The organism is Flavobacterium labens (genome assembly GCF_048286755.1).
Lineage (GTDB): Bacteria > Bacteroidota > Bacteroidia > Flavobacteriales > Flavobacteriaceae > Flavobacterium.
This window is the reverse complement of the sequence record NZ_JBLVPL010000001.1, coordinates 1,453,268-1,480,256: the sequence shown is the minus strand read 5'-3', so window position 1 is coordinate 1,480,256 and position 26,989 is coordinate 1,453,268. Positions and strand designations below refer to the sequence as shown.

22 protein-coding genes and 1 riboswitch are annotated in these 26,989 nt (G+C 34.8%); of the genes, 1 reads left to right on the top strand and 21 read right to left on the bottom strand.

The window, feature by feature from the left end; translation table 11 throughout:
- Positions 1-2 precede the first annotated feature (2 nt).
- The 9 genes from ACNQF8_RS06440 to ACNQF8_RS06400 all read right to left on the bottom strand — a co-directional run bounded on the left by ACNQF8_RS06440 (position 3) and on the right by ACNQF8_RS06400 (position 11,336).
- Positions 3-2,027 carry a transglutaminase family protein gene (locus ACNQF8_RS06440; protein WP_417953086.1) on the bottom strand — a complete coding sequence of 675 codons (2,025 nt, stop codon included), beginning with the start codon at positions 2,025-2,027 and terminating at the stop codon, positions 3-5.
- A 4-nt stretch (positions 2,028-2,031) separates the two neighbouring features.
- Complete coding sequence (locus ACNQF8_RS06435) at positions 2,032-3,942, bottom strand: DUF3857 domain-containing protein (RefSeq protein WP_417953085.1); 1,911 nt, start codon at positions 3,940-3,942, stop codon at positions 2,032-2,034.
- A gap of 47 nt (positions 3,943-3,989) precedes the next feature.
- A complete protein-coding gene (gene dtd, locus ACNQF8_RS06430; protein WP_417951247.1) occupies positions 3,990-4,442 on the bottom strand; it encodes a D-aminoacyl-tRNA deacylase in 453 nt (150 codons plus the stop codon).
- 30 nt (positions 4,443-4,472) lie between these two features.
- Positions 4,473-5,450, bottom strand: a complete 978-nt coding sequence (gene rsgA, locus ACNQF8_RS06425) for a ribosome small subunit-dependent GTPase A (protein ID WP_417953084.1) — start codon at positions 5,448-5,450, stop codon at positions 4,473-4,475.
- Positions 5,451-5,591: 141 nt separating this feature from the next.
- Positions 5,592-6,674: a chorismate mutase gene (locus ACNQF8_RS06420; RefSeq protein WP_417951245.1), complete on the bottom strand. Its 1,083-nt coding sequence runs from the start codon at positions 6,672-6,674 to the stop codon at positions 5,592-5,594.
- A 63-nt stretch (positions 6,675-6,737) separates the two neighbouring features.
- Entirely contained in the window at positions 6,738-7,595 is an 858-nt protein-coding gene (locus ACNQF8_RS06415; protein WP_417951244.1) for a prephenate dehydrogenase, read from the bottom strand.
- A gap of 67 nt (positions 7,596-7,662) precedes the next feature.
- Complete coding sequence (locus tag ACNQF8_RS06410; protein ID WP_417953083.1) at positions 7,663-8,814, bottom strand: pyridoxal phosphate-dependent aminotransferase; 1,152 nt, start codon at positions 8,812-8,814, stop codon at positions 7,663-7,665.
- A 51-nt stretch (positions 8,815-8,865) separates the two neighbouring features.
- Positions 8,866-9,693, bottom strand: a complete 828-nt coding sequence (locus ACNQF8_RS06405; RefSeq protein ID WP_417951242.1) for a prephenate dehydratase — start codon at positions 9,691-9,693, stop codon at positions 8,866-8,868.
- Positions 9,694-10,082: 389 nt separating this feature from the next.
- The gene (locus ACNQF8_RS06400) at positions 10,083-11,336 is read right to left on the bottom strand and encodes a dicarboxylate/amino acid:cation symporter (protein WP_417953082.1); all 1,254 of its coding nucleotides are present in this window, start codon (positions 11,334-11,336) and stop codon (positions 10,083-10,085) included.
- Positions 11,337-11,484: 148 nt separating this feature from the next.
- On the opposite strand from ACNQF8_RS06400, the gene gldA reads away from it, so the two are divergent.
- Positions 11,485-12,381, top strand: a complete 897-nt coding sequence (gldA, locus tag ACNQF8_RS06395) for a gliding motility-associated ABC transporter ATP-binding subunit GldA (RefSeq protein WP_417953081.1) — start codon at positions 11,485-11,487, stop codon at positions 12,379-12,381.
- Positions 12,382-12,450: 69 nt separating this feature from the next.
- Here gldA and metF read toward each other — a convergent pair whose 3' ends face one another.
- The 12 genes from metF to ACNQF8_RS06335 all read right to left on the bottom strand — a co-directional run bounded on the left by metF (position 12,451) and on the right by ACNQF8_RS06335 (position 26,942).
- Positions 12,451-13,407 carry a methylenetetrahydrofolate reductase [NAD(P)H] gene (metF, locus tag ACNQF8_RS06390; RefSeq protein WP_315208791.1) on the bottom strand — a complete coding sequence of 319 codons (957 nt, stop codon included), beginning with the start codon at positions 13,405-13,407 and terminating at the stop codon, positions 12,451-12,453.
- A gap of 78 nt (positions 13,408-13,485) precedes the next feature.
- Positions 13,486-16,164, bottom strand: coding sequence for a methionine synthase (gene metH, locus ACNQF8_RS06385; RefSeq protein ID WP_417951239.1), 2,679 nt, complete (start codon positions 16,162-16,164; stop codon positions 13,486-13,488).
- 83 nt (positions 16,165-16,247) lie between these two features.
- A complete protein-coding gene (locus tag ACNQF8_RS06380) occupies positions 16,248-17,249 on the bottom strand; it encodes a homocysteine S-methyltransferase family protein (RefSeq protein ID WP_315208785.1) in 1,002 nt (333 codons plus the stop codon).
- A gap of 269 nt (positions 17,250-17,518) precedes the next feature.
- Positions 17,519-17,638: riboswitch (SAM riboswitch) on the bottom strand.
- 92 nt (positions 17,639-17,730) lie between these two features.
- Complete coding sequence (locus tag ACNQF8_RS06375) at positions 17,731-18,783, bottom strand: NAD(P)/FAD-dependent oxidoreductase (protein WP_417951235.1); 1,053 nt, start codon at positions 18,781-18,783, stop codon at positions 17,731-17,733.
- Between the two features lie 110 nt (positions 18,784-18,893).
- On the bottom strand, positions 18,894-19,484 hold the full coding sequence (locus ACNQF8_RS06370) for a precorrin-2 dehydrogenase/sirohydrochlorin ferrochelatase family protein (protein ID WP_417951234.1): 591 nt from the start codon (positions 19,482-19,484) through the stop codon (positions 18,894-18,896).
- 2 nt (positions 19,485-19,486) lie between these two features.
- The gene (gene cobA, locus ACNQF8_RS06365; protein ID WP_417951233.1) at positions 19,487-20,260 is read right to left on the bottom strand and encodes a uroporphyrinogen-III C-methyltransferase; all 774 of its coding nucleotides are present in this window, start codon (positions 20,258-20,260) and stop codon (positions 19,487-19,489) included.
- Entirely contained in the window at positions 20,253-22,343 is a 2,091-nt protein-coding gene (locus ACNQF8_RS06360) for a nitrite reductase (RefSeq protein ID WP_417953080.1), read from the bottom strand. The genes cobA and ACNQF8_RS06360 overlap by 8 nt, the downstream gene beginning before the upstream one ends.
- A 67-nt stretch (positions 22,344-22,410) precedes the next feature.
- Positions 22,411-23,655, bottom strand: coding sequence for a sulfate adenylyltransferase subunit 1 (locus ACNQF8_RS06355; protein WP_417951230.1), 1,245 nt, complete (start codon positions 23,653-23,655; stop codon positions 22,411-22,413).
- A gap of 159 nt (positions 23,656-23,814) precedes the next feature.
- The gene (gene cysD, locus ACNQF8_RS06350; protein ID WP_099713587.1) at positions 23,815-24,714 is read right to left on the bottom strand and encodes a sulfate adenylyltransferase subunit CysD; all 900 of its coding nucleotides are present in this window, start codon (positions 24,712-24,714) and stop codon (positions 23,815-23,817) included.
- An 81-nt stretch (positions 24,715-24,795) separates the two neighbouring features.
- A complete protein-coding gene (locus tag ACNQF8_RS06345; RefSeq protein ID WP_417951229.1) occupies positions 24,796-25,497 on the bottom strand; it encodes a phosphoadenylyl-sulfate reductase in 702 nt (233 codons plus the stop codon).
- Between the two features lie 14 nt (positions 25,498-25,511).
- Complete coding sequence (locus tag ACNQF8_RS06340) at positions 25,512-26,414, bottom strand: sulfite exporter TauE/SafE family protein (RefSeq protein WP_417951228.1); 903 nt, start codon at positions 26,412-26,414, stop codon at positions 25,512-25,514.
- 117 nt (positions 26,415-26,531) lie between these two features.
- Positions 26,532-26,942 (bottom strand): RrF2 family transcriptional regulator, encoded by a 411-nt coding sequence (locus ACNQF8_RS06335; RefSeq protein WP_315208763.1) that lies wholly within the window; start codon positions 26,940-26,942, stop codon positions 26,532-26,534.
- Positions 26,943-26,989 lie beyond the last annotated feature (47 nt).

The window sequence follows — 26,989 nt, the reverse complement described above, 5'->3', positions numbered from 1 at the left end:
AACTACATTTTTTTAAGTACTATTTTTTCATTCTGCTTGTCAATCATTTTCTGAAAGAATTCTTTTAAAGCAGTATAATAATCCGCTGGAACTATTGCTGTGTTAATATCAGAGGTAATTGAAATTTGGATTTTATTTCCAGTAGCCCCAATAATATATTTATATGTTCCAATGTTATCTGGCGTAGCAATATTCATTGAAACAGGTAAAGATTCTACAGCATAACCTTCTGGTATTTCTATCATAATATTATATTTATTCTCGATAGGATAACCAAAATCAATCGGATATGCTCTTACTTCCTGTTTAAAAGGATTTACTTTAGTTGACAAAAACAATAATGGAGCTATATAGATTTTTCCATTTATACTTTCAAAATCTTTGGAATCTTTAAAAGTATATGTTTCAAGAATTGGCTTAGCCAGGTTCAAATCATTTTCTCTAACATAATCTGTTATTTCAATAGCATTGTTTTTATTTTCTAATTCTTCCAAGTAATTATCTTTACTTGTTATTATGTTTTTTTGTCTAAAATAAAGCGCCTCATGATCGGTAAGTTGCTTTCTAACTTTCCCGGTAATTACACCATTGCTATTGATAACAAAACTAGTATTTATGATTTCTTTCGAAAGTGTTTTTGGCATCAAGTCCACTTCTACAGATGTTCTATCTTTTCTAATCAACCTTCCAAACCAGTTCAGGTCTCTTAATGGCAAAACATTAGGTAACGAATACTTCTCAGTTGCATCCAATAAAATTAAGCCATCTTGTATTTCTACAGCTGCAATTACATAATCAAAAGCTGTTCTATTAGGAAATAATGCTACTCCGTTAGCACGTGTACTTAACAATACCGGATTAGCGTTGATTCCAGCATAACGCAACATAGCAGTAAGCATCAGGTTAATTTCGGCTACATTTCCTGTTTTATCTTTATATGCTTTTTTCACACCATCATTACACGAATATCCATAATAATCATTCCACTTTACACTAGATTTAACGTAATTAAAAATAGCTGCTATTTTTTCTTCTTGGGTATTCAACCCTTTGATTAAAGCATTTATATCATCTTCAAAATAACCTGTTTTATCCAATTCTGGTCCAAAATCATCATACTCATAAATTGTCTTTACTACTGATTTCCAATCAACCGAATAGGGTTTCAAAGGCTGATTAGGGTATTGTGTCATTGATAATTCCTGTACCAAACTTGATGTGTAATTATCAATATTATTTACAAAAGATTCTTCATCCATTGCCGGTAAATTCTCTGCCAAATAAGTGGTTCTGGTTTCTTCATATTCCAGTGTACTTTCATAAAATGATGTATTGACATTACTGGAGCTTGTTCCAGCTTGTTTACTTTCCATGTCCAAAAATTTAATTGTTTTTGGTTTTTTCTCTACCGTTACTTTTGGAAAAATGAATCCTTTTTGATTGGTATTATAAATAAAATATTGTGGGATAAAAGTCCTGTACTCTGAATAATTTACCGGAATTGTGGTCTGGAAGCTATACTCTCTCGGCATTCCAATACTCAATGATCGAATTGTGTACTGAAATTCTATTACAGTCCCTTCTTTTACATTTGGCATTGTTATCTTTTTCTGCCCCCAAAACCTATTGATGGTCTCATCAAATATTCCATCACTTTTCAATTTCGTCTTCTCTATTTTTCCATCTAGTAAATTGTAAGTTACAGCATCCGTAAAAGAGATATTTTCTTTAGAATTATTTCCTAAATAGTAGCGCACTTTTTGATTTGCCCAATCATAACCTTCTTTTTTATAAATCTTAATCCTGGTTTTCACCTCAGTTATCATTACAAAACCTTCGCTTTTAGTATATTCAATACTCATCTTTCCCTTTTTGAATAATATCGCCGCTACTGCCGAAGGGGTTTTAGGATGTTCTTTTTCTTCTAATTCCGCAATCGAAACTTTACCCAATTCAAAAGTTTGTGCTTTGGTATTTAAAAAAAATAAAGTAAAAAAAAGAATAATGAGAAACTGGTTCCATTTCATAGTTTTATTGGTTTTGGGTTAGAATAATTTTGGCATTATCATTTTTTGAAATTTGTTCTATAAAAAGACGATATTCGTCATATTCTTTGTTCGAATACAAACCTTTTTTTACAAATAAGGTTCTTTTATAAACCAAATTAGCGGCATCCGTTTTTATAATCTCAGTTTTATAATTACCGAATTTACTGCTCAGTTCATAATTTTCAGGTAAAAATTCAGTAGAAAAACCAGAAGGAAGAGTTATAGTTATCTCATCTTCGTCCAAAAAACCTCTTTGTATCTCTAAAGGATTTTTACGGTTTCTTATTCTCTTGACATAAGCATTTGTTTTATTAAAGGCATTAACAACAAATATCAACTTATTTGAGGTAAGACTTCCGTAATTCACAGCTTCTATAGCTACATTTTCAGTTAAACGAATCTTATCTTTATCATTAGAAAATGATATTTTATTGATTTTCAAATTATTAATATGTCCCCAATACTCTTTATAATGCGCCTCTTTTTCGGTTGGCTGTCTATTTTCAATAAGCGCTTTTTGATTGTATTGTGATCCTTCCGAAGCAATTGTAATTTTTCCAGAAAAATCTCCATTTGTTGATAAAACATATGTTCCTTTACTAATTTGAGTGTTTCCATTATCTTCATAAACTTTGGTTCTAACAATCTCGCCTCCATCCGGTTTTATTACTAAAACCTCTCTATCATCTGTAAAAGTACCTTGATATCCAAAGGGATCATCTTGACTGGTACATTCTAACCAAGTGTAATTATTTCCATTTGGAATAGACAAAATAACGTGATTTCCTTGCATAGATACAAAATCAGACTGAATGCTTAGTTTTTTCCTATCTCCATAGAGAATAGTATAATAAGATGGCACATTTACCACATCCAGTAAGGCCTTAGTATAATTAGTCAATGCTTTACAATCTCCATATCCCAAACGATCTACATCACTGGCAAGCATAGGTTTCCATCCGCCAATTCCAACTTGAATACTGATATATCTTACTTTTTGTTGTACAAAATTGTAAATTAATTTTGCTTTTTTAATTGGGTCTTTTTCATCTCCAACAAGGGCCTTTACTTTCATTTTGGTTTCATCTGGTAAATCAGTTGTTCCCAATAAAATTTTATCAGAATACCATTGTCCAAACTCCTTCCAAGTCTTTGCATTTCCGTCTACTCCTTCTAAATGAAACAACTCTAATCCCATCATCACTTTTGGAAAAATAGAACTGTAAACCGGACTGTAATCTTCTTGTTTTTGAGCCAGAATATTGGTAGCAGTATATGAAAGTTGCGTTGCAGTATCAATAGTTTTATCAATTTTGGAATTTGAAAAATTGAATTCCATTTTCTTAAAACCTAAATTATCAGGATATTTTACATTCAAAATACTTTTTTCGACACTTACAAAATAATCACTTGAAGGATACCATTTCGGAATAAAAGCAGTAGTAGAAGTTTCTATCTCGCTATCAAAAACTATTGTAAATGGATATTGGACGGGAGTATAATCTAAATAAAGATAACGGTTATCCGAGAAAAGGGTACCACCATCAACTGCGCTTTGGTCTTTGAAATCTTTACGCTTAATTTTTTTGATTTCGTTTCCTAAAATATCATAAACAGTAGCTTCGATATTTCTAATATTAGTCCTTTTATCATAACTTTCAATTGCATCAATTGCGCTAAGACCTTTTTCATTTAGAACCGTAACTACTCTTTTAGTTATGATATTCATGCTTCTTTGTGAAGCAATAACTATGTCTATTTCATTTAGACGAACAACAGCATTAGCATTTTCTTTTAAGCTATCGGAAATATTCAAAGAGTTATATTCTATCTTTTGAGCAAAAATAAAAGAAGTAAAAAACAAAAATAGGAAAGAGATATTTTTAAAAATCATAAAATTCTTTTTATCAAAAATATAAGAATTTTTCGATTAAAGAAAACTTAATCTCTATTTTTACTGTCAATTACTATCGTTACAGGACCATCATTCAGCAAAAGCACTTTCATATCCGCACCAAAGATTCCCGTTTGTACTTTTTTACCTAGTTCTATTTCTATTTTTTTTACAAAATTCTCATACAATGGAATGGCCACTTCTGGTTTTGAAGCTTTAATATAGGAAGGACGATTACCTTTTTTTGTAAAAGCATGCAATGTAAATTGACTAACCACAATAATATCTCCGTCAACATCCTTTACAGATAAATTCATCACATCATTTTCATCCCCAAAAATGCGGATGTTAGTAATCTTATTAACCAGCCAATCTATATCTTCTTGAGTATCGGCATCTTCAATACCAACTAAAACCAATAGTCCTTTTTGGATATCGGCTACAATTTTATTGTCTATAGTTACGGAGGCGGAGGAAACCCTTTGAAGGACGATTTTCATTTTTGAAATTGATTTTTGAAATTGCTATTGTTATTCCCTCGTTTTATCACTAATTATCCTATCTTCATTATGAATATCAGTACGGTAATTTTCATCATCGCCTTCCAGAATTTTAAGATAACTTCTATAACGGGACCAAGCGATTTCGTCTTTTTCTAATGCGGTTTTAATAGCACAATGCGGTTCGTCTTTATGCAAACAATTATTAAATTTACATTGTTCTTTCAATTTGAAAAATTCAGGGAAATAGCCGCTAATTTCTTCTTTTTCCATGTCTACAATTCCAAAACCTTTGATACCTGGTGTGTCAATAATTTTAGCATCAAAAGACAAATCGTACATCTCGGCAAAAGTTGTCGTGTGTTGTCCTTGCTTGCTTGCTTCAGAAATTGTTTTTGTTTTTAAATGTAAAGAAGGCTCCATTGCATTTACCAATGTTGATTTCCCAACGCCGGAATGCCCAGAGAACATACTCACTTTTCCAATCATCATTGCTTTCAATTCCTCAATTCCTTTCATTTCAGTCGAAGAAACGCGCAAACATTTATATCCAATTTCCTGATACACATGTTGCATATACAATTGTTCGTCTAGCGTAGCATCGTCAAACGTATCTATTTTGTTAAAAACTAGTATCGTTTCAATTCCATATGCTTCGGCAGTAACCAGAAAACGATCTATAAAATTAAAAGTCGTTGGCGGATTATTAATGGTAACCAACAAGAAAACCCTATCAATATTAGACGCAATAATATGCATTTGATGTGATAAATTCACAGATTTCCGAACGATATAATTCTTCCTGTCGTGAATCTTGTGAATGGTTCCCGTAACGGTATCTGAGGATTCTTCGAGTTCATAATCCACAATATCGCCCACAGCAATAGGATTGGTACTTTTGATTCCTTTAATTCGGAATTTCCCTTTCATACGGCATTCGATAAAATCACCTTGTTCAGATTTTACGGTGTACCAACTTCCTGTAGATTTGTATACTAGTCCTGTCATGGTGCAAAGGTAAAATTTTGTTTCAAGTTTATCCCGACACTTCGGGATAAAGTTTAAAGTTTTTGAACTACCTATAAATAAAAAATCCCCACACCTTTTGAAAAAAGCTGTAGGGATTTATTTTTTGAAAAAAAACAATGATTATGCGTTCAATACTTTTTCTTGGTGACCAATACTTTCTTGGTGAATCGCTTTGAACATTTTTAATACAAATTCCTCAGTCAATCCTTTTTTCTCACCCTCTAAAATCATTTTTCCTAGAATTTCGTTCCAACGATTGTTTTGCAATACAGCAACGTTAGCATCTTTTTTCACTTGACCTATTTCGTCTGCTACCTTCATACGCTTCCCTAATAATTCCAATAAAGTAGCATCTAAAACATCTATATTAGCTCTTAACTTAGCCATTTTTTGAGTAAACTCATCAGATACATCATTTACTTTTCTCACTTTCAAATCAATAAAAATTTGTTTCAAAGCGTCTGGTGTAACTTGTTGTGCAGCATCACTCCAAGCATTGTCTGGATCGTAATGTGTTTCGATAATCATACCATCATAATTCAAATCCAAAGCTTCCTGCGTTACTTCAAGAATCATTTTACGGTCTCCTGTAATATGAGACGGGTCAATGATTAAAGGTAAATCAGGGAATTTATTTTGCAATTCGATAGCAATCTGCCATTCTGGAATATTTCTGTATTTTGTTTTTTCGTATGTAGAAAAACCTCTGTGAATTACTCCTAATTTTTCAATTCCTGCCATGTATAAACGCTCAACACCACCCAACCATAAAGACAAATCTGGATTTACCGGATTCTTAACCAATACGATTTTTTTAGTTCCCGCTAAAGCATCTGCAATTTCCTGCATTGCAAATGGATTTACGGTCGTTCTGGCACCAATCCATAATACATCGATATCATATTCCAAAGCTAATTTTACGTGAGCAGCATTTGCCACTTCCGTTCCCATTAGCAATCCGGTTTGTTCTTTAGCTTTTTTTAACCATTTCAATCCAATTTCACCAACACCTTCAAATCCTCCCGGACGTGTTCTTGGTTTCCAAATTCCTGCTCTAAAAACACTTACATCTGAATCTTTCAATTCATGTGCAATTTTCAATACTTGTTCTTCTGTTTCAGCACTACAAGGTCCTGCGATCACAAATGGATGAGTTAAATTGAATTCATTCAACCAATTTCTCATTTCTTTCTTGTTTTCCATCTTTTCTAATTTTATTTTTTTAGTTTTTTGTGTTGTTCTTTTTTAACTGTAAAATGTGACTGATCACTTTTTCACGTTCATTCCGTTTAATATTTCCTTTATTTTATTGACGCTTTGCATTTCATTGTAAATCGCATCATAATCTTCCTTTTCTAATAATTCTTTAAACTTTGACAAATTCGAAATGTATTCTTCCAAAGTTTTTACAACATGCTTTTTATTCTGTTTAAAAATTGGCGTCCACATTGCTGGGGAACTTTTGGCTAATCGAACTGTGCTTTCAAAACCGGAACCTGCCATATCAAAAATATCCTGTTCATCCTTCTCTTTATTGATTACCGTTTTTCCCAACATAAAGGCACTGATATGCGATAAATGCGAAACATAAGCAATATGTTTATCGTGTGATTTTGGATCCATATAACGTATTCTCATTCCCATTGCGGTAAAAAGTTCCAACGCCTTTTCTTGTAACTTGAAAGTTGTTTTTTCGACCTCACAAATTATATTCGTTTTCCCTTGAAACAATCCTTTTATTGCCGCCGAAGGTCCTGAAAACTCTGTTCCTGCAATAGGATGTGTGGCAATAAAATTCCGCCTTTTAGGATGATTGGCAACCACTTCACAAATAGGAGTTTTTGTAGAACCTACTTCAAAAACAATCGTATTATCCCCAATAACATCCAATACTTTTGGCAATACTATTAGCGCTACATCAACAGGAACCGAGACGATTACAAAGTCTGCATCCACTAAATCTTCAAATGTAGCACCAGCATCCACAACTCCTAAAGCTATGGCTTCCGCCAAATGACTTTCGTTGCTATCAATTCCATAAATTTTGGCTTCAGGATGCAGTGTTTTAATGTCCAATACCATCGAACCGCCTATTAATCCTATTCCAATTACGTATATTTTCATATTTTATATTATTTGGGATTCGGGATTTTCGAATTAGGATTAATTTGAATTCCTAAATCAAAAAATCCTAATTCCTAAATCTTTCTATAGCTTCCTGTACTTTTTCTTCTTTTACACAAAGTGCAAATCGTATGTATCCTTCTCCATTAGAACCAAAAATGGTTCCCGGTGTAATGAAAATAGATTTGTCATATAAAATTTCATCAATAAATTTCTCTGCTGATGTAATCCCGTCAGGCAATTTTGCCCAAACAAATAATCCAACACCTTCCTTATACACTTTACAACCTAATTTCTCAGCCAGTTGTTCGGTAAGAATTCTGCGTTTTCTATAAATCGCATTCATCGATTCAAACCAAGTCTTGTCACTTTTCAATGCTTCAATTGCGCCCTTTTGAATCCCGTAAAACATTCCGCTGTCCATGTTGCTTTTTACTTTTAAAACTGCATCGATACAAGCTGCATTTCCTAGAAGCATTCCAACTCTCCAGCCCGCCATGTTGAAAGTCTTACTCAAAGAATTCAATTCTAAAACCACATCTTTTGCGCCTTCCACTTGCAACAAACTCATTGGATTGTCATTTAAAACAAAACTATACGGATTGTCATTGACTAATAAAATATTATTTTTTTTGGCGAAAGCCACTAATCTTGAAAACAACTCTAAACTTCCTCTTGCTCCTGTTGGCATGTGCGGATAACCAATCCACATTATTTTCACTTTCGATAAATCCAGTTTTTCCAAAGCTTCAAAATTCGGTTCCCAATTATTCACTTCTTTTAAGTCATAATAAACTGGAACTGCTCCTACTAAATTAGTCACCGAAGTGTATGTTGGATATCCTGGATTTGGAATCAGCACCTGATCGCCTTCATTCAAGAAAGCCAGCGAAATATGCATAATTCCCTCTTTGGAACCCATCAAAGGCAAGATTTCGTTAGCCGGATTCAACACAACTCCGTAATTATTTTTATAAAAATCAGCCATGCCTTGACGCAATTCCGGTAATCCTTGATAACTTTGGTATTGATGCGCATTTTCATCTTGCATTGCCAGAACTACTGCATCAATTACTGCTTGTGACGGTTGTAAATCCGGACTTCCAATTCCCATATTAATAATTGGTTTCCCTTCAGAAGCCAGTTGTCTTACTTCTCTCAATTTTGATGAGAAATAATATTCTTCAATTATATCGAGACGTTTTGCTGTAGTAATCATGTTTAAATTTTAAGATTCTTTTGACTTTGTAACTTTGTAGCTTTCGACTAATTATAATTTTGTGTTTTTATATTCGCCTAACACTTTGAAATACTCCGCCATAATGATCAATAGTGACTTTGCTTTTGCATAATCCTCGTATTTCTCGAAAGTAACATCCACAAAAAACGAATATTTCCAAGGTGTTTCTATTTTTGGTAACGACTGAATTTTGGTTAAATTCAATTTACAATCGCTCATTACATTTAGTACTGCAGCCAAACTGCCACGTTTGTGATCCAATTCGAATTTAATGGACGCTCTGTTTATTTCGTTTTCCGGGACAAAAGAATTGTCCTTTTTGATAATCACGAAACGAGTCATATTATTTTTAATTGTTTGAATTTCCGGAGCCAAAATCTCTAAATCATACATTTCCGAAGCGGTTTTACTGGCAATTGCGGCAATTCCTTTCAATTGTTTTTCCTGAATTCTACGTGCCGTTTCAGCAGTATCTTTGTCTTCGACTAATTTTATGTTTGGGTATTTTTTCAGGAATTCCATACATTGTAAAATAGCCATAGGATGCGAATGTACTTCCAGAATATCTTCCATTGTTTGACCTTTTAAAGCCATTAAATTCTGATGAATTCTCAAATAATGTTCTCCTATTATGTGCAAATTGTTTTTGTCAATCAATGCGTAATTTGGAATAATAGGACCCGCAATAGAATTTTCTATCGCCATAACCGCTTGATCTGATTTGCCTGAAAGCAGGTTATCCACTAATTCTTCAAAAGACAAACATTCATCGACAGCAACTGCCTGACTGAAATATTCTTGCGCCACCTGATGGTGAAAAGAACCCGTTATCCCTTGTATTCCAATTATTTCATTCATTTTTACACCTTTTTAAGCAAAAAAAAATCCCGATTTTCATCGGGATTGTATATTTATAGTATCAATTTAATTTTATAATCAAATAACCATACAACAATCCCTTTCTACTTTCCAGAAGAAATAATAAGAATTGCTAAAATAAAATCGGTTACTCAACATCTTGTTGTTTTTTTGTATTAATTACTCTGCGAATGTATACATAATTTCTAGCTAACCCAAAAAAAAAGCTGAATTTATTAAACAAAAAAGGGATTCGCTAAAAAACTGGTTATTAATTATGTAATAATTAAAAAAAGGCTTTTAAAATATTTTTTAATCAGCGTGTCTTTATGATTTTCAGAAATTGAAATATTCTTTTTCCAGAATTTCACCCTTAAATTCAAACCAAATTACGCTACTAATTTTTCAGTAAGCCATTTTTTCCCTTCCGAAATTCGGGTTACCATCATTGCCGATACTAAATCACCATTCGCATTCAACAACGTCGCCATTGGATCTACCAAAGTCCCCACAATCATTGCAGCCGGCAAAGCCTGCTCCATAGGAAATCCATAAACGGTTATCGCCAGAATTTCTCCTATATAACCTCCATTTGGAATTCCGCCTTCAACTACTGAAACAATTACTGTAATTCCCAAAGCCATCAATAAGGTATTGGGGTCTGTGAAATCTTTTCCAAACATGGCAAAAATTACTGCAATTTTTATAATGGACGACATACTAGAACCGTCTTTATGCAAAGGTGCGCCAAGTGGAATAACTACATTCCTGATGTGAGTCGGAATATTCATTTTTTCAGCACCTTCCAGATTGGCAGGAATTGTCGCAATGCTGCTACACGTTCCTAAAGCTGTTAATGAAGGTGTAATATTATTTTTCCAAAACACTTTAAATCCTAATTTTCCTCCGGCGATAAAAGCGTACAAACTAAAAAATACTACAAAATAAAACGCACAAACCGCATAATACAATCCCAAAGGTTTTGCATAAGCACCAAATAATTGCGGTCCAAAAATCCCAACTTGATACGCAAAATAAGCTCCCAATCCTATTGGAGCCGTTTTCATAATGATGTGTAACAATTGTTTCATCACTTCATTGCCTGAATTCAAAAACCGACTGAAATCTTTCCCTTTTTCGCCCGATTGCAAACTAGCAAATCCTATTAAAAACGAGAATATGATGAGCGCCAACATGCTTTTTCGAGAAAGTAGCTCATAAAAATCTCCCGCTGTAAGCAACTGGGTAATTTGTGAACCTGTGGTGCTTTCCTGAATAGTTTCTAATGGGATTTTAGAAATGATAATATCTTGCTGAATGGGAAATAACAATACACCAACTATCATCAAAATAGCAGAAATCAGTACTGTACTTAAAAATACTCCAATGACAATGACAAACAATTTTCCTAGTTTCTCTGATTTTTCTAAATTAGCAATCGAAGATGCGATCGTAAAAAAAATCAACGGGATAATTGCTGTAAACAATAAATTCAGAAATATATCGCCCAAAGGCTTAATCACCTCTACTCCTTTTCCAAAAACTAAACCCAAAATACTTCCTGCCAGAATTCCGCCAAGTAGCAATAAAATACTTTTGTAATTTTTCAAGAAACTGCCCGATTGTGTATTTTTCAAATTCATATCTATATAGTTTAGGGTAAATATATAAATCTAAAATAGAATATCATCCCGCTTTGTAAAACTTTGACAAAGGACTTTTTAGCTATTGAGCTACAAAAAACAATAAATCAATGCTTTTTCTGTTTACTTTTGCAACAAATAAAATTCCATGTCAATAGAAGTAAATAATATATCAAAAAGTTACGGTGCCCAAAAAGCATTGGATAACATTTCATTTTCTATAAAAAAAGGAGAAATCGTTGGTTTTTTAGGTCCAAATGGAGCCGGAAAATCAACTTTAATGAAAATATTGACAACCTACATTAATGCCGATGAAGGTTCAACAATCGTAAATGGAAACGATGTAAACACTCAACAAAAAGCCGTTCAACTTTCTATTGGTTATCTTCCAGAACACAATCCATTGTATTTGGATTTGTATGTTAGGGAATATTTGGCTTTTAATGCTGATGTGTATAAAGTAGCCAAATCCCGAATCGAAGAAGTAATTCAATTGACCGGTTTAAGTACCGAAAGTCATAAAAAAATAGGGCAATTATCTAAAGGATATCGCCAGCGTGTAGGTCTTGCCAATGCTTTATTGCACAATCCTGACGTCTTGATTCTTGATGAACCAACTACAGGTTTAGACCCAAACCAATTGATGGAAATTCGTAATGTGATTAAGAATGTCGGAAAAGACAAAACGGTTTTCCTTTCTACGCACATTATGCAAGAAGTTGAAGCGATTTGTGACCGCGTGATTATAATCAATAACGGAAAAATTGTTACCGATAAAAAATTGGACAACTTAATTTCTGAAGATACAGCACAAGTTATCGAAGTAGAATTTGATTATAAAATAGAAGAACAAGCTATTTCCAAAATTGAAAATCTTGTTTCTTATAAAAATACGCACGATATGATTTGGGAATTGACTTTCAAAGCGGATAAGGACATGCGCCCGGCAGTTTTTGATTTTGCAAATGCCAATGGTTTAAAAACCTTGCAGCTGAATCAGAAGAATAAAAATTTGGAGGCCGTATTTAGAGAGATTACGAAATAGTTACAACAACAAAAAAGCTCGTTCAAATCCAATTTTAAACGAGCTTTTTTTATGAAATACGATTGAAAATTAAAAAATCTTACTCGCAATTTGTCTAATATTTTCTGATTTTCCCATAGAATAATAATGCAAAACGGGAACGCCGGCTGCTTTCAATTCTAACGATTGTTGAATCGCCCATTCTATTCCTACTTGTCTGATATCCGCATTGTTTTTACATTGATCAACTGCATGAATTAAATCTTCAGGCAAATCAATTCGAAAAATTTGCGGCAATACTTGTAAATGTCTTTGTACTGCGATTGGTTTAATTCCTGGAATAATAGGAACTGTAATTCCCATTTCTCTGGCTTTAGCAACAAACTCAAAGTATTTAGCATTATCAAAAAACATTTGCGTCACCACATAATCAGCACCTGCATCTACTTTTTCTTTCAATCTTTTCAAATCGGAAATTAAAGATGGAGATTCCAAATGTTTCTCCGGGTATCCCGCAACTCCAATACAAAAATTGGCTTTGTTATCAACATCCATCACATCATGCAAGTACTTCCCGCAATTCAGTTGGTTAATTTGTTTTACCAAATCAACAGCAAAATCATTTCCTCCTTGTTTAGGAACAAAAGACTGCTCGTCCTTCATCGCATCGCCACGCAAAGCCATCACATTATCAATTCCCAAATAATGACAATCGACTAATAAATATTCGGTTTCTTCTTTGGTAAAACCACCGCAAAGCACATGAGGAACTGTATCTACATTGTACTTATGCTTGATTGAAGCACAAATCCCAAGAGTTCCAGGACGCATTCTGGTAAGTTTTTTTTCCAATAATCCATTCCCTTTATCTACATAAATAAATTCTTCGCGAGAAGTGGTTACGTCGATAAATGGCGGTTTGAACTCCATCAACGGATCAATATTATCGTATAATTCCTGAATGCTTTTGCCTTTTTGAGGCGGAATAATTTCAAAAGAGAATAAAGTTTCTCCTTTTGCTGCTTCTATATGCTGTGTTACTTTCATTTTATTTGTTTAAAGTTCCAAGTTTAAAGTTTAAAGTTCTCTCGAGGAACTTGAAACCTTAAACTTTAAACAAAATTCCTAATCTGCTATATTGGGGTTCAACCATTTCATGGCTACTTCTGTCGAAACGCTTCTTCGTTTGGCGTAATCAATAACTTGGTCTTCTTTTATTTTTCCAAGTCCAAAATACTTACTTTCCGGGTTTCCAAAATAATATCCAGAAACCGATGAAGCCGGCCACATCGCCATACTTTCCGTTAAAGTCACACCTATTTCTTGTTCTACATTTAGTAATTTCCAAATCGTAGGTTTTTCTAAATGGTCAGGACAAGCCGGATAACCCGGTGCTGGGCGAATTCCTTTATAAACCTCTTCAATCATTGCCTCGGTAGATAAATTTTCATCAGCAGCGTATCCCCAAATTTCCTTTCGGATTTTTTCGTGAAGGTATTCGGCGAAAGCTTCTGCAAAACGATCCGCCAATGCTTTCACCATAATCGAATTATAATCGTCTAAATCTTTTTCGAATTCAGCCGCCCATTCATCCACACCAAAACCGGTCGTTACACAAAACGCACCCATATAATCCGTTTTACCACTGTCTTTCGGAGCAATAAAATCAGATAAAGCGATATTTGGAGCACCTTTGGTTTTTTGTGATTGCTGACGCAGAGTCAAGAATTTCTCTAATACTTTTCCACTTTCATCGCTCAATTCAATATCATCATCATTTACTTGATTTGCAGGAAAGATTCCGTAAATTCCTTTGGCAGTCAATTTCTTTTCTTTCAAAATAACTTCCAACATTTCTTTGGCATCCGCAAAAACTGAAGTAGCTTGTTCACCTACAACATTATCAGTAAGAATCGCAGGATATTTCCCGAACAATTCCCATGTTCTAAAAAACGGTGTCCAGTCAATATAAGGAACCAAAACATCCAAATCAACTTCGATTGTTTTTGTTCCAATAAAATTAGGTTTCATTGGGTTGTAATTATCCCAATCTAATTTCAGTTTATTGACACGAGCTTGCTCAATTGTCAAGAAATTTTTGTCTCGTGAACGATTCAAAAATGTTTCTCTAAAAGCATCATATTCTGCTCTGATGTCACTTGCATATATTTTTTTCTCACTGTTCAATAAATTTCCCGCAACCGTTACGGCTCTCGAAGCATCATTTACGTGAATTACAGTCGATTTATATTGTGGTGCAATTTTCACGGCAGTGTGCGCTCGTGAGGTCGTTGCTCCACCAATCATCACCGGAATTTTTATATTTCTTTTGTCTAACTCTTTAGCGAGATAAACCATTTCATCAAGCGAAGGTGTTATCAATCCGCTTAAACCGATAATATCAACGTTGTGTTCTATTGCTGCCGCGATGATTTTCTCAGGAGCAACCATGACACCTAAATCGATGATTTCGTAATTGTTACAAGCCAAAACAACAGAAACAATATTTTTTCCAATATCGTGTACGTCGCCTTTTACCGTCGCCATTAAGATACGACCTGCAAAGCTAGAAACACCATCTTTTTCGGCTTCAATAAATGGCAATAAATAAGCTACCGCTTTCTTCATTACACGAGCTGATTTTACCACTTGTGGCAAAAACATTTTTCCCGAACCAAATAAATCTCCCACGACATTCATTCCTGCCATTAAGTTGATTTCGATAACTTCAATAGGTTTTGTTGCTGCCTGTCTGGCTTCTTCAACATCGATTTCTATAAATTCATCTACTCCTTTTACTAACGAGTGCGTCAATCGTTCCTGAACAGTTCCTGAACGCCATTCTTGGACTGCTTTTTCATTACTCTTTACATCTCCTTTTACATTTTCGGCAAAGTCTAATAATCTCTCGGTTGCATCATCGCGTCTGTTTAGAATAACATCTTCAACGCGTTCTAAAAGATCTTTTGGAATTTCGTCGTAGATAGAAAGCATTTCCGGATTTACGATTCCCATAGTCATACCATGTTGAATCGCATGGTACAAAAACACTGAGTGCATCGCTTCTCGAACCGTGTCATTTCCTCTAAATGAAAACGAAACATTACTTACTCCACCACTGATATGTGCATGAGGAAGATTTTCTCTAACCCATTTGGTTCCTCTAAAGAAATCCAATGCGTTCAAGCGGTGTTCTTCCATTCCAGTTGCCACTGGGAATATATTTAAATCGAAAATGATGTCTTGCGGAGGAAAACCAACTTTGTTTACCAAAATATCATACGAACGTTGGCATATTTCTATTCGACGTTCATAATTATCCGCTTGACCAACCTCATCAAAAGCCATAATAATTGCCGCAGCTCCGTATCGCTTAATCAATTTAGCGTGATGAATAAATTGTTCTTCTCCTTCCTTTAAAGAAATAGAATTTACGACACTCTTTCCTTGAACCACTTTTAACCCCGCTTCTATAATATCCCATTTTGAGCTGTCAATCATGATTGGCACTCTGGAAATATCCGGTTCGGCAGCAATTAAATTCAGGAATTTTGTCATGGCATATTCACCATCCAGCATTCCTTCATCCATATTAATATCGATGATTTGCGCGCCACCTTCTACTTGCTCTTTAGCAATACTGAGTGCTTCTTCGTATTTTTCTTCCTTGATTAATCGAAGGAATTTTCTAGAACCTGTAACATTCGTACGTTCACCAATATTCACAAATACGCTTTCCGGCGTAATGATTAAAGGCTCTAATCCCGATAATACAAGGTTTCTTCTAGTTTCTGCTTGTGCCATTTTTTATTTTTTTGTGCCTCAAAACCAATAATTACAATGAATTCATGGCTATAATTCAGACGCGGTAAAGCGCATCTTTACGTTTACATTGTTGCTGTTGATACTCTTGGTTTGTAATCCTTAGCAATATCTGCAATCAACTTGATGTGTTCTGGCGTTGTTCCGCAACAACCACCTATGATATTTACTAGATTATCGTCTAAATATTCTTTGATGAAAGCTTGCATTTGTTCTGGTGTTTCATCGTACTCTCCAAAAGCGTTTGGCAATCCTGCATTAGGATGTGCCGACACATTGAAGGAAGTATTTTGCGACAAAGTTTGCAAATAGGGCTTCAACAAATCAGCTCCCAAAGCACAATTGAAACCTACGCTCAACAATGGAATGTGTGAAACCGAAACCAAAAAAGCTTCCACGGTTTGTCCTGAAAGTGTTCTTCCTGATGCATCGGTAATGGTTCCGGAAACCATGATTGGAATGTCGATATTGCGTTCGTCTTTGACTTCTTCGATGGCGAAAAGTGCTGCTTTTGCGTTTAACGTGTCGAAAATAGTTTCTACTAAAAGTAAATCACTTCCTCCGTCAATTAAGGCTTCTACTTGTTGCTTGTAAGCAATACGCAAATCATCAAAAGTTACGGCTCTGTATCCCGGATCATTTACATCTGGTGACATGCTTGCCGTTCTGTTTGTTGGTCCTATTGACCCGGCTACAAAACGAGGTTTGTCTGGATTTTTGGCTGTAAATTCATCGGCTACTTCACGGGCAATTCGTGCCGATTCGTAGTTGAGTTCATATACCAAATCTTCGAGATGGTAATCTGCCATTCCAATTGTAGTTCCTGAGAAAGTATTGGTTTCAACGATATCCGCTCCTGCTTCAAAATAAGCTGCATGAACTGCTTTGATAGCTTGTGGTTGCGTAAGTGATAATAAATCGTTATTCCCTTTTAAAGAATGTGGAAAATCTTTGAATCGTTCTCCTCTAAAATCTTCCTCTGAAAAATTGTAACGTTGCAACATGGTTCCCATAGCTCCATCGAGTACGAGTATGTTTTTTTTAATTGCTTCTTGAATTGTTGACATCTTTTGTTTTATTCTCGCCAATACTAAGTATTAAGCGCTTATTATTAATTACAAAAGTTCACTATTTTAACTCTTTAGCCCCGATTGAAGCGATATCCTTTTTTTTCTGGTCCCGACGGTTCGGGACAGAAAAAAAGATATAGCGGAAAGCGGGAACGGTATTGGCAAAAAAAACGCCAAATGTTCGCTCCTGATACTGAAATTAATTCATCAGGCTAAAAATATATGTTGTCAAGAAAAGGTTTGAGAAATACTAAGTGAGTATTCGTGTGTTATCTATCTTAAATACTGAAATTGGTTCAGTACAAAGTAGAATGTAGCACCTTCTTTAAAGATAAAGGGTTGCTAAGGTTTCATTGGGTCTTTCCCTCCGCCTTTCGTGATAACTTTCAATAAATATATGAACAGTGCAAAGTAAAGACATAGCGCTAATACTTGCAAGTATTAGCGCTATATTTTTTAACTAGTTTGTGCTAAGTTGTTAAACTATGGCTTTCACAACGGCTTTTGGAGCTTCTTTACGAGTTCCGTCAAATCCGTCAACACCTGAAACTGTAGTATATTTCAATACATATTTCTTACCTGGATTGATGATTTGGTAGGCTGCCTGACACATTAATGTTGCTTCATGGAATCCACAAAGAATCAATTTTAATTTGCCTGGATATGTATTTACGTCACCAATAGCGAAAATTCCAGGAATATTCGTTTGGTAATCCAATGCATTATTTACTTTGATTGCATTTTTTTCAATGTCTAATCCCCAGTCTCCGATAGGACCTAATTTTGGTGTTAATCCAAAAAGCGGAATAAAATAATCCGTAGCAATAGTTCTGTGCGCTCCATTTTCTTCAATATCAATTGATTCTAAATGCTCGGCTCCGTTTAAACCAACTACTTCTGCCGGTGTAATCATTTTTATTTTTCCTGAGTTCTTCAATTCCTGTACTTTTTCTACAGAGTCTAAAGCGCCTCTAAATTCGTTTCTACGGTGAATCAAAGTTACCTCAGAAGCAACATTCGACAAGAAAATACTCCAGTCCAAAGCAGAATCTCCTCCTCCGGCAATCACTACTCTTTTGTCTCTGAATTTTTCCGGGTTTTTAATAAAGTATTTAATTCCTTTGTCTTCGTAAAATTCGATGTCTTCGATTAATGGTTTTCTTGGCTCAAAACTTCCTAATCCTCCAGCAATAGCAATTACTGGCGCATGAAATCTTTTCCCTTTATTTGAAGTCACAATAAAACTTCCGTCTTCTTGTTTTTCAATCGTTTCAGCACGTTCACCAAGAGTGAATCCTGGTTCGAACTGCTTGATTTGTTCCATTAGATTATCTACTAAATCTCCTGCTAATACTTCCGGAAATCCCGGGATATCATAAATCGGTTTTTTAGGATATAATTCAGATAATTGTCCGCCTGCTTGTGGCAAAGCATCTAAAATATGACATTTCAGTTTTAACAATCCTGCTTCAAAAACTGCAAATAAACCTGTTGGTCCGGCTCCTATTATAAGTATGTCTGTTTTAATCATTTTTATATTCTTTATGTAATGTAATTGTGCTAAACTATTTAATTGCAAATTAACGATTGATATTTACTACTTTAAATGATAAATATCAGTTGAATTCTTTGCTCTTTATTCTATTCTCTTGGCTCTTTATTCTTCAACGACTCGGTAATTTCATTCATCTTTTGAACTTTTTCTTCGAAATTTCCTTTCAGCGTTTTACGATATTCATTCAGGTTTTCGACCATTTTATTGATATCGTCCGGAATGATTTCTTCAAAAAACTCCCGTAATCTTTTGGCAGTTGTTGGTGATTTTCCGTTGGTCGAAATAGCGATTTTCACATTTCCTTTAGTTACAATTCCGCCCAAATAATAATCACATAATGGCGGTGTATCAGCAATGTTGCAAATTAAAAATCTTTTTCGGGACAAATCGTATACTCTTTTATTTACTTTTAAATCATCGGTGCAGGCAATTACCATGTGGCGTTTGCGAAGCATCCAGCGATTGAACTTTTTATGGGTTAATTTTACCGAAGGATGTTTTGCGGCTAAGCTTTCCAGTTCTGGTAAAAACTTTGGGGCAACTACCTCAACATTCGCATTCGGACTCGATTTCAACATGAAAGATAATTTTTCTAATCCCACATTGCCTCCACCTACAATAAGTACATTGAGGTTGTGCAATTTTAAAAATATTGGATATAATTCGTTCCTTTCCAATGTTATTGTATTTCTTTTGATATGAATTCTTCGTAAAACCCTTTCAATTTATTGCTTTCTTTGACTACTTCTCCAATCACAATAATGGCTGGCGAACTTAATTTGTTTTCTATAACCACTTCTTGGATTGTGTCAATCGTTCCAACTCCAATTTTTTCTTGTGGAGTAGTTCCGTTTTGAATAATCGCAACGGGAGTTTCTCCTTTGGATTCCTTTTGGAATAATGAAACAATTTGTGATAATTTACTCATTCCCATCAAAATCACAACAGTTGCCGATGATTGCGCTGCTAAAGCCACATCATTTGACAATTTTCTATCAGAGGTTGTACCCGTAATTACCCAAAAACTTTCCGAAACACCTCTTTTTGTCAAAGAAATTCCTTGATAAGCGGGAACTGCTATCGATGATGAAATTCCGGGTACTACAAATGTAGGGATTCCAAAACTTTCTGCGAATTCTATTTCTTCGCTTCCACGACCAAAAATAAATGGATCACCACCTTTTAATCGAACGACATTTCCATAGGTAAGCGCATTATCAACAATCAACTGATTGATTTGGTCTTGTGTATATTCATGACAGCCTTTTCGTTTACCAACAAATATTTTGATAGCATTTTTTGGTGCATGAATCATTATTTCATCATTGGCCAGCGCATCATACAAAACCACATTTGCTTCAGCAAGTGCTTTTACTCCTTTAAGAGTAAGCAAATCCGGATCGCCAGGACCAGCGCCTACTAAAGTTACTTTGGGTTGTACTGTATTATGCATTAGCTAAATCTTTTGCTCTGTATTTTTCTATGTTTTCAAAAAAGGCAACTCCTTCTTGAATGTATTTTTGTGCAAATTCCGCAGAAGGCTCATTCGCTCTGATTTGGTATACTAAATCTTTGAACGTTGAGTCCAACTCGATTTTATTGCTTTCGATGAAAACCGTGTCAAACAAATCGATGATTCCTGCATGGTGGTTTGTTTTTTGGTTTTCAGCAAGCAATAATGCTTTAGCTCCATTTACAAATCCAGCGTATGCCAAATAAATTGCATCAGCCCATTTTCCTTCATCAAAAGCTTCTTGTGCAAAAGTCATTTTATCTTTAGCTTCTAATATCAAAGTAGCTACTAAATCAATAACAACTCCAGCACATTCTCCTACTCCAACAGCTTTCACGTAGTTATCAGCATTTCCCCAATCTACAAAATCAGCTTCGGTAAGATTAGTCAAATCGGCTAATGGTTTCAAAAATTCATAGAAGTATTTTTCCCCTTTGGCATCATAATAATTCAAAAATGATTGTCCGTTTCCGTTCGCTTCAAAATCATTTAAGATGAAACGTAATGCATCAGGTCCTCTTCTACTTGGAATTTTTATTACTTTATCAGAAAATCTTCCGTTTCCATTTCCTAAATTTCCTCCGCCTAATAACACTTGAAGTGCTGGCGCCACTAATTTCCCTGAATTGATAGACATTCCCTGGAAACCAATTTCGGCCATATTATGTTGTCCACAAGCATTCATACAACCACTGATTTTAATCGTGATTTCCTGATTGTTGCTGTATTGTGGATATTCCGTTTCTAAAACTCTTTCTAGTTCTACTGCAATTCCGGTGCTGCTTGCAATTCCTAAATTACACGTATCTGTTCCCGGACAAGCTGTAATATCTGAAATGGTATTGTAACCCAAAGCCACAAAATCTAATTTGGCTAATTCTTGGTAGAAAAACGGTAGGTTTTCTTCTTTTACGTGACGTATTAAAATATCCTGTCTCAAAGAAAAACGCAATTCATTAGCCGCATAATTTTTGATTAATTCTGCCAATGCTCTAGCTTTATCGGTATAAATATCACCCAATAAAACTTTGATTCCAATCGCCACATAACCAGCTTGTTTTTGTGCGATTACATTTGATTTTTTCCAAGCTTCGAAAGCTGCTGTGTCTTCGATTACTACTTTTGGTGCTTCCAATAAAGGAGCTGGAATTGCACCATCAAAAACAGTTGTATCGATTTCAACTGTTTGGTAAGACAAGGCTTTTTTCTCTTCTTCCACTAATCGTAAAAACTCGTCTCTTCCCAAATCTTTGATTAGGAATTTCATACGTGCTTTCAAACGTTTCGCTCTTTCGCCGTAGCGGTCAAAAATTCTCAAAACGCCTTCGGTTGTTGGAATAATTTGGTTTACCGGAATAAATTCGGACAGCAATTCGGCGTGGTGTGGCTGTGAGCCTAATCCTCCACCAAGCATAACTTTGAATCCTCTTTCGCCATTTACAATTTTTGGTATAAATCCTAAATCATGCAAATAACTCAAAGCGGTATCTCTATCCGATGAAGAGAATGAAATCTTTACTTTTCTACCCATTTCTTGGTTGACGGGGTTTCTTAATAAAAACTGAAACAAAGCGTGAGCATACGGTGAAACATCAAAAGGTTCTTCTGAATCAATTCCTGCTGTTTCGCTCGCCGTAATATTTCTCACAGTATTTCCACAAGCTTCACGAAGTGTAACATCATCTTTTTCCAGTTCAGCCCAAAGTTGTGGCGTTCTGTCCAAACTAACATAGTGAATTTGGATATCCTGACGTGTAGTAATGTGTAAACGTCCGGTTGAATACTCATCTGAAACTTTAGTAATACGCAACAGTTGTTCGCTGGACACTTTACCAAAAGGCAATTTGATACGAATCATTTGTACGCCTTCCTGACGCTGACCGTAAACTCCTCTGGCCAAACGAAGGCTGCGGAAACGCTCATCGTCAATTTTTCCGTCACGGAATAAAGCAATTTTTCTTTCTAAATCGATAATGTCTTTTTGGACAATCGGATTTTCTATTTCGGTTCTAAAACTTTCCATCTTTTCTTGACTTTAGGCTATTGGATATTAATTATGTTTGGATTTTATTTTTGGCTTAAGCCAAAAACTAACGAATAAATCCAACTCCCGCTGTGGTATTAGTAGCAACATCTATTAAAATAAAAGCGCCGTTTGATTTGTTGTCGTTGTAGGCATCAAAATACAACGCTTTACTCAATTTAATATTTACTTCACCAATTTCGTTAATGCTCAACTGAGTTGCTGGCGTTACCCCAGAATAATCGGTTGCGATTACATTTTTCACACTTTCAATTTTTGCTAAAACTCTGTTGGTATTATGTTGTACCAAATATTTAGCACCTGGAACTAACTTTTTGCTGTCCATCCAACAAATCGTTGTATTAATATCTTTTTCGATTCTGGGAAGCTCATTCGATTTTACAATCATGTCACCTCTTGTTACATTGATATCATTTTCCAGTTCCAAAGTAATCGAAGAACCTGCTGTAGCTTCATCAAATTGTTTGTCAAAAAAGTGAATATTAGTCACTTTAGATTCTGTCAAAGAAGGAAGAACGGTTACCGCATCTCCAACTTTAATATTATTACCGTATAATTTTCCGGCATATCCTCTGAAGTCATGATACTCTTCCGTTTTTGGTCGGATAACCGTTTGAACTGGGAAACGTGCTTTTCCTGTTTCAAAAACATCTTCTGGCTCTAAAGCTTCTAAATGTTCCAAAACCGTTTGTCCAGTGTACCAAGGCATGTTTTCTGATTTGTCTGCAACGTTTCCTCCGTTAATAGCACTCAACGGAATGTAACTTACGTTTTGCTCTTTAAAAGCACTTTTGCTATTTAATTCCTGAAAATCAGCTTTGATTTTGTTGTATACTTCTTCTGAATAATCAACTAGATCCATTTTGTTTACCGCAACAATCACTTCTTTTACTCTCAATAAATTATTGATGAAAAAGTGACGGTACGTTTGCTCAATAACTCCTTTACGGGCATCAATCAAAATGATAGAAACCTGCGAAGTCGAAGCTCCCGTAACCATGTTTCGTGTATATTCTACGTGACCTGGGGTATCGGCAATAATGTAACTTTTCTTGGCAGTCGAAAAATAAATATGTGCCACATCAATCGTGATTCCTTGCTCTCTCTCAGCAACCAAACCATCGGTAGCCAAAGAAAAATCTAAATAATCGTATCCTTTTTGCTTGCTGCTTTTTTCTATTGCTTCAATCTTATCTGTAGTCAACGATTTTGTATCGTATAATAATCTTCCAATTAAGGTACTTTTTCCGTCATCTACACTTCCTGCTGTCGCTATTTTTAAAACTTCCATCTGAATTTTGTTTAAAGTTTAAAAGTTTAAGGTTTCAAGTTTCCCAAAACACCTTACATACACTTCTAAATTTGATTTTTTTATTTTAAATGTTGAATTTTAAATTTTAAATGTCTCGGAACAATTCATAATTTTAAATTCATAACTTATAATTATTTTCTAAAAGTACCCTTGTTGTTTTCTTTTCTCCATTGCAGCTTCAGAACGTTTGTCATCAATTCTGGCTCCTCTTTCTGAAATAGTCGAAGATCTGATTTCGCCTACTACTTCTTGAATTGTTGCTGCGTAAGAATCAACAGCCGCGGTACAACTCATATCGCCAACGGTTCTAAAACGAACAATTCTTTCTTCAATTTCCTCATCTTCTTCTTGGTACACAAATGGAGAATGAGACCAAATCATACCGTCTCTCAAGAATACTTTACGTTTGTGTGAAAAGTAAATAGATGGAATTTCGATTTGCTCTTGCTCAATATAACTCCAAACATCAAGCTCAGTCCAGTTCGAAATTGGGAAAACACGAACGTTTTGACCATTTTCAATTTTTCCGTTCAAAATATCAAACAATTCTGGACGTTGGTTTTTCTCATCCCATTGACCAAAATCATCACGAACAGAAAAAATACGTTCTTTAGCTCTTGCTTTTTCTTCATCACGACGCGCACCACCAATACAAGCATCAAATTTGAATTCTTCGATTGCATCCAAAAGTGTTGTCGTTTGCAAACTATTTCTGCTGGAATATTTCCCAGATTCTTCTACGACTTTACCTTCGTCAATAGCATCTTGCACATTACGAACGATTAATTCCAATCCTAGTTCAGCAACCAATTTATCTCTGAATTCAATCGTTTCAGGAAAATTATGTCCGGTATCTACGTGCAACAATGGAAAAGGAATCTTAGCAGGAAAAAATGCTTTTTGTGCTAAACGCACCAATGTAATCGAATCTTTTCCACCAGAGAAAAGTAAAACCGGCTTGTCAAACTGAGAAATAACTTCTCTAAATATGTATATCGCTTCGCTTTCTAAAGCGTTTGTTTTTAATATGGTACTCATTTTTTTAATTTAAAGATTTAAATGATTGAAAAATTTAAAGATTCCAACAATCATTTATAATTTATAATTCATAATTTAAAATTACTTCTGGTGCAAGCCACATTCTTTATGACTCGATTCCCAAGACCATCTTCCTGCTCTGATATCTTCTCCAGGCACAATTGCTCTGGTACAAGGCGCACAACCAATGCTTACAAAACCTTTTTTATGCAAGGTGTTTTGTGGCACATTATTATCGTCTATATATTTTTGAACCTCTTCTAAAGTCCATTTTAATAACGGATTGAATTTGATGATATCAAAATGTGCGTCATATTCAAAAAAAGCCAAATCATTTCTGTTTTCGGATTGCTCGGCTCTTAAACCCGTAATCCAAATGTCATTTCCCTTCAAAGCTTTAGTCAAAGGCGCTACTTTTCGAATGAAACAACATTCCTTTCTATTCTCTACCGATTCGTAAAAGCTATTTGGCCCTTTTTGATTCAACAAATTTTCTACTTCAGAAGCTTCGGGGAAATACGTTTTAATATCGATTTTATACTTTTTTAATGTTTTATGGAAAACATCATACGTTTCTTGAAATAATCTACCAGTATCCAACGTAAAAATGTTAATTGGCAAATTATTTTGACCAATTAAAGCTGTTATTACTTGATCTTCCTGCCCAAAAGAAGTAGAAAAAACCACTTTATCTTTGTATTCATTAGCTAAAAACGAAAGTGTTTCTTCAATTGAAAAATCCTTTGTTTTATCTAATAAAGTATTGGTTATTGCTATGCTCATAATATTGTTTCTCTTTATAATAATTTAGACAGTGTTTTTAAACTCAAAATAATAATTAAAATCCCTACCAAAATCATCATAGGTTTTCTCTTTATTCTATTGACTAAAATTGCGGCAATTGGAGCGGCAATCACACCACCTAAAATCAACCCTATAATCACTTGCCATCCTTGTATTCCTCCAAAAAGCATAAATGTAACACCACTTGCAAAAGCTACTGCAAACTCGGCTGCATTCACAGAACCGATAGTGTATCTAGGATTTCTGCCGTTTCCAAGTAAGGTTGAAGTCACGATTGGCCCCCATCCACCACCACCAACAGCATCCATAAAACCTCCAAAAGAAGCCAAAACACCTAATTTTTTAGTTTTCTTTTTAATGATATTCTTTTTTAATGCTTTTCTAATAATTATAACTGCCAGCGCAATCATATACACTGCTATAAAAGGCTTTATCGCATCTCCATCAATCACATCCGACAATAAATAAGCACCTGCAATAGAACCTAAAACACCCGGAATCAACAAATGTCTCACTAGTTTTTTATTAATATTCCCAAATCGATGATGAGAAATGGCAGAAGCTCCAGTAGTAAACATTTCAGCAACGTGAACACCTGTACTGCTGATTGCAGGCGGAATTCCATACGCCAATAAAAAAGAAGTCGAAGTCGCTCCATACCCCATTCCTAAGGTTCCATCTACTAATTGTGCAAATATCCCAATACAGAAAAAGATTAAAAACTCCTGATTAAATCCCGCTATGAAACCATCCCAAGAAAATTCTGCATGATGATTGTACACTAATGTAGAAATTAAACCTACTAATAAGACAACCGGAACAATAACCCACAAGCGTTCTTTAAAAGTCGTTTCCGATTTTACATTGATATTAATGGCTTTCAATTCTTTGCTCATGCTTTTAAAATTCAACTGTTTTAATTATTTATATCTATTACCCCATCGGAATAGTAGATTATTATGCAAAAGTAGAACTTTTTACTTAACTACAAAATTTATTTTGTGATTTATTGTCTAAAAAGCGATATCTGCTAGCGTATTGTTTTCCAATATCATAAGCGTATTGTCACGAACCTCTGTCATTAGTTTACGGACCGCACAAGTGGATTCATCTGTACAGTCATCACAAGGCTCATAAAAATTATGACTGGCACAAGGAAGTAACGCAATTGGGCCCTCGAGAATTCGATACACATGAGCCATATTTATTTCCTTAGGATCTTTTATCAAATAATATCCTCCGCCTTTTCCTTTTTTGGCACCTAAAAAACCAGAATGGCGTAACAGTAGTAAAATACTTTCCAAAAACTTAATCGAAATATGTTCACTCTTTGCTATTTCAGCAATTTGTATCGGCGTTTGATCTTTCTGGCGTGCCAAAAAAGTCAATGCTTTTATTCCGTATTTTGTTTTCTTTGAAAGCATTTTGAAAAAATATTTATGAATGATATATAAAATACCGATTTTTAATT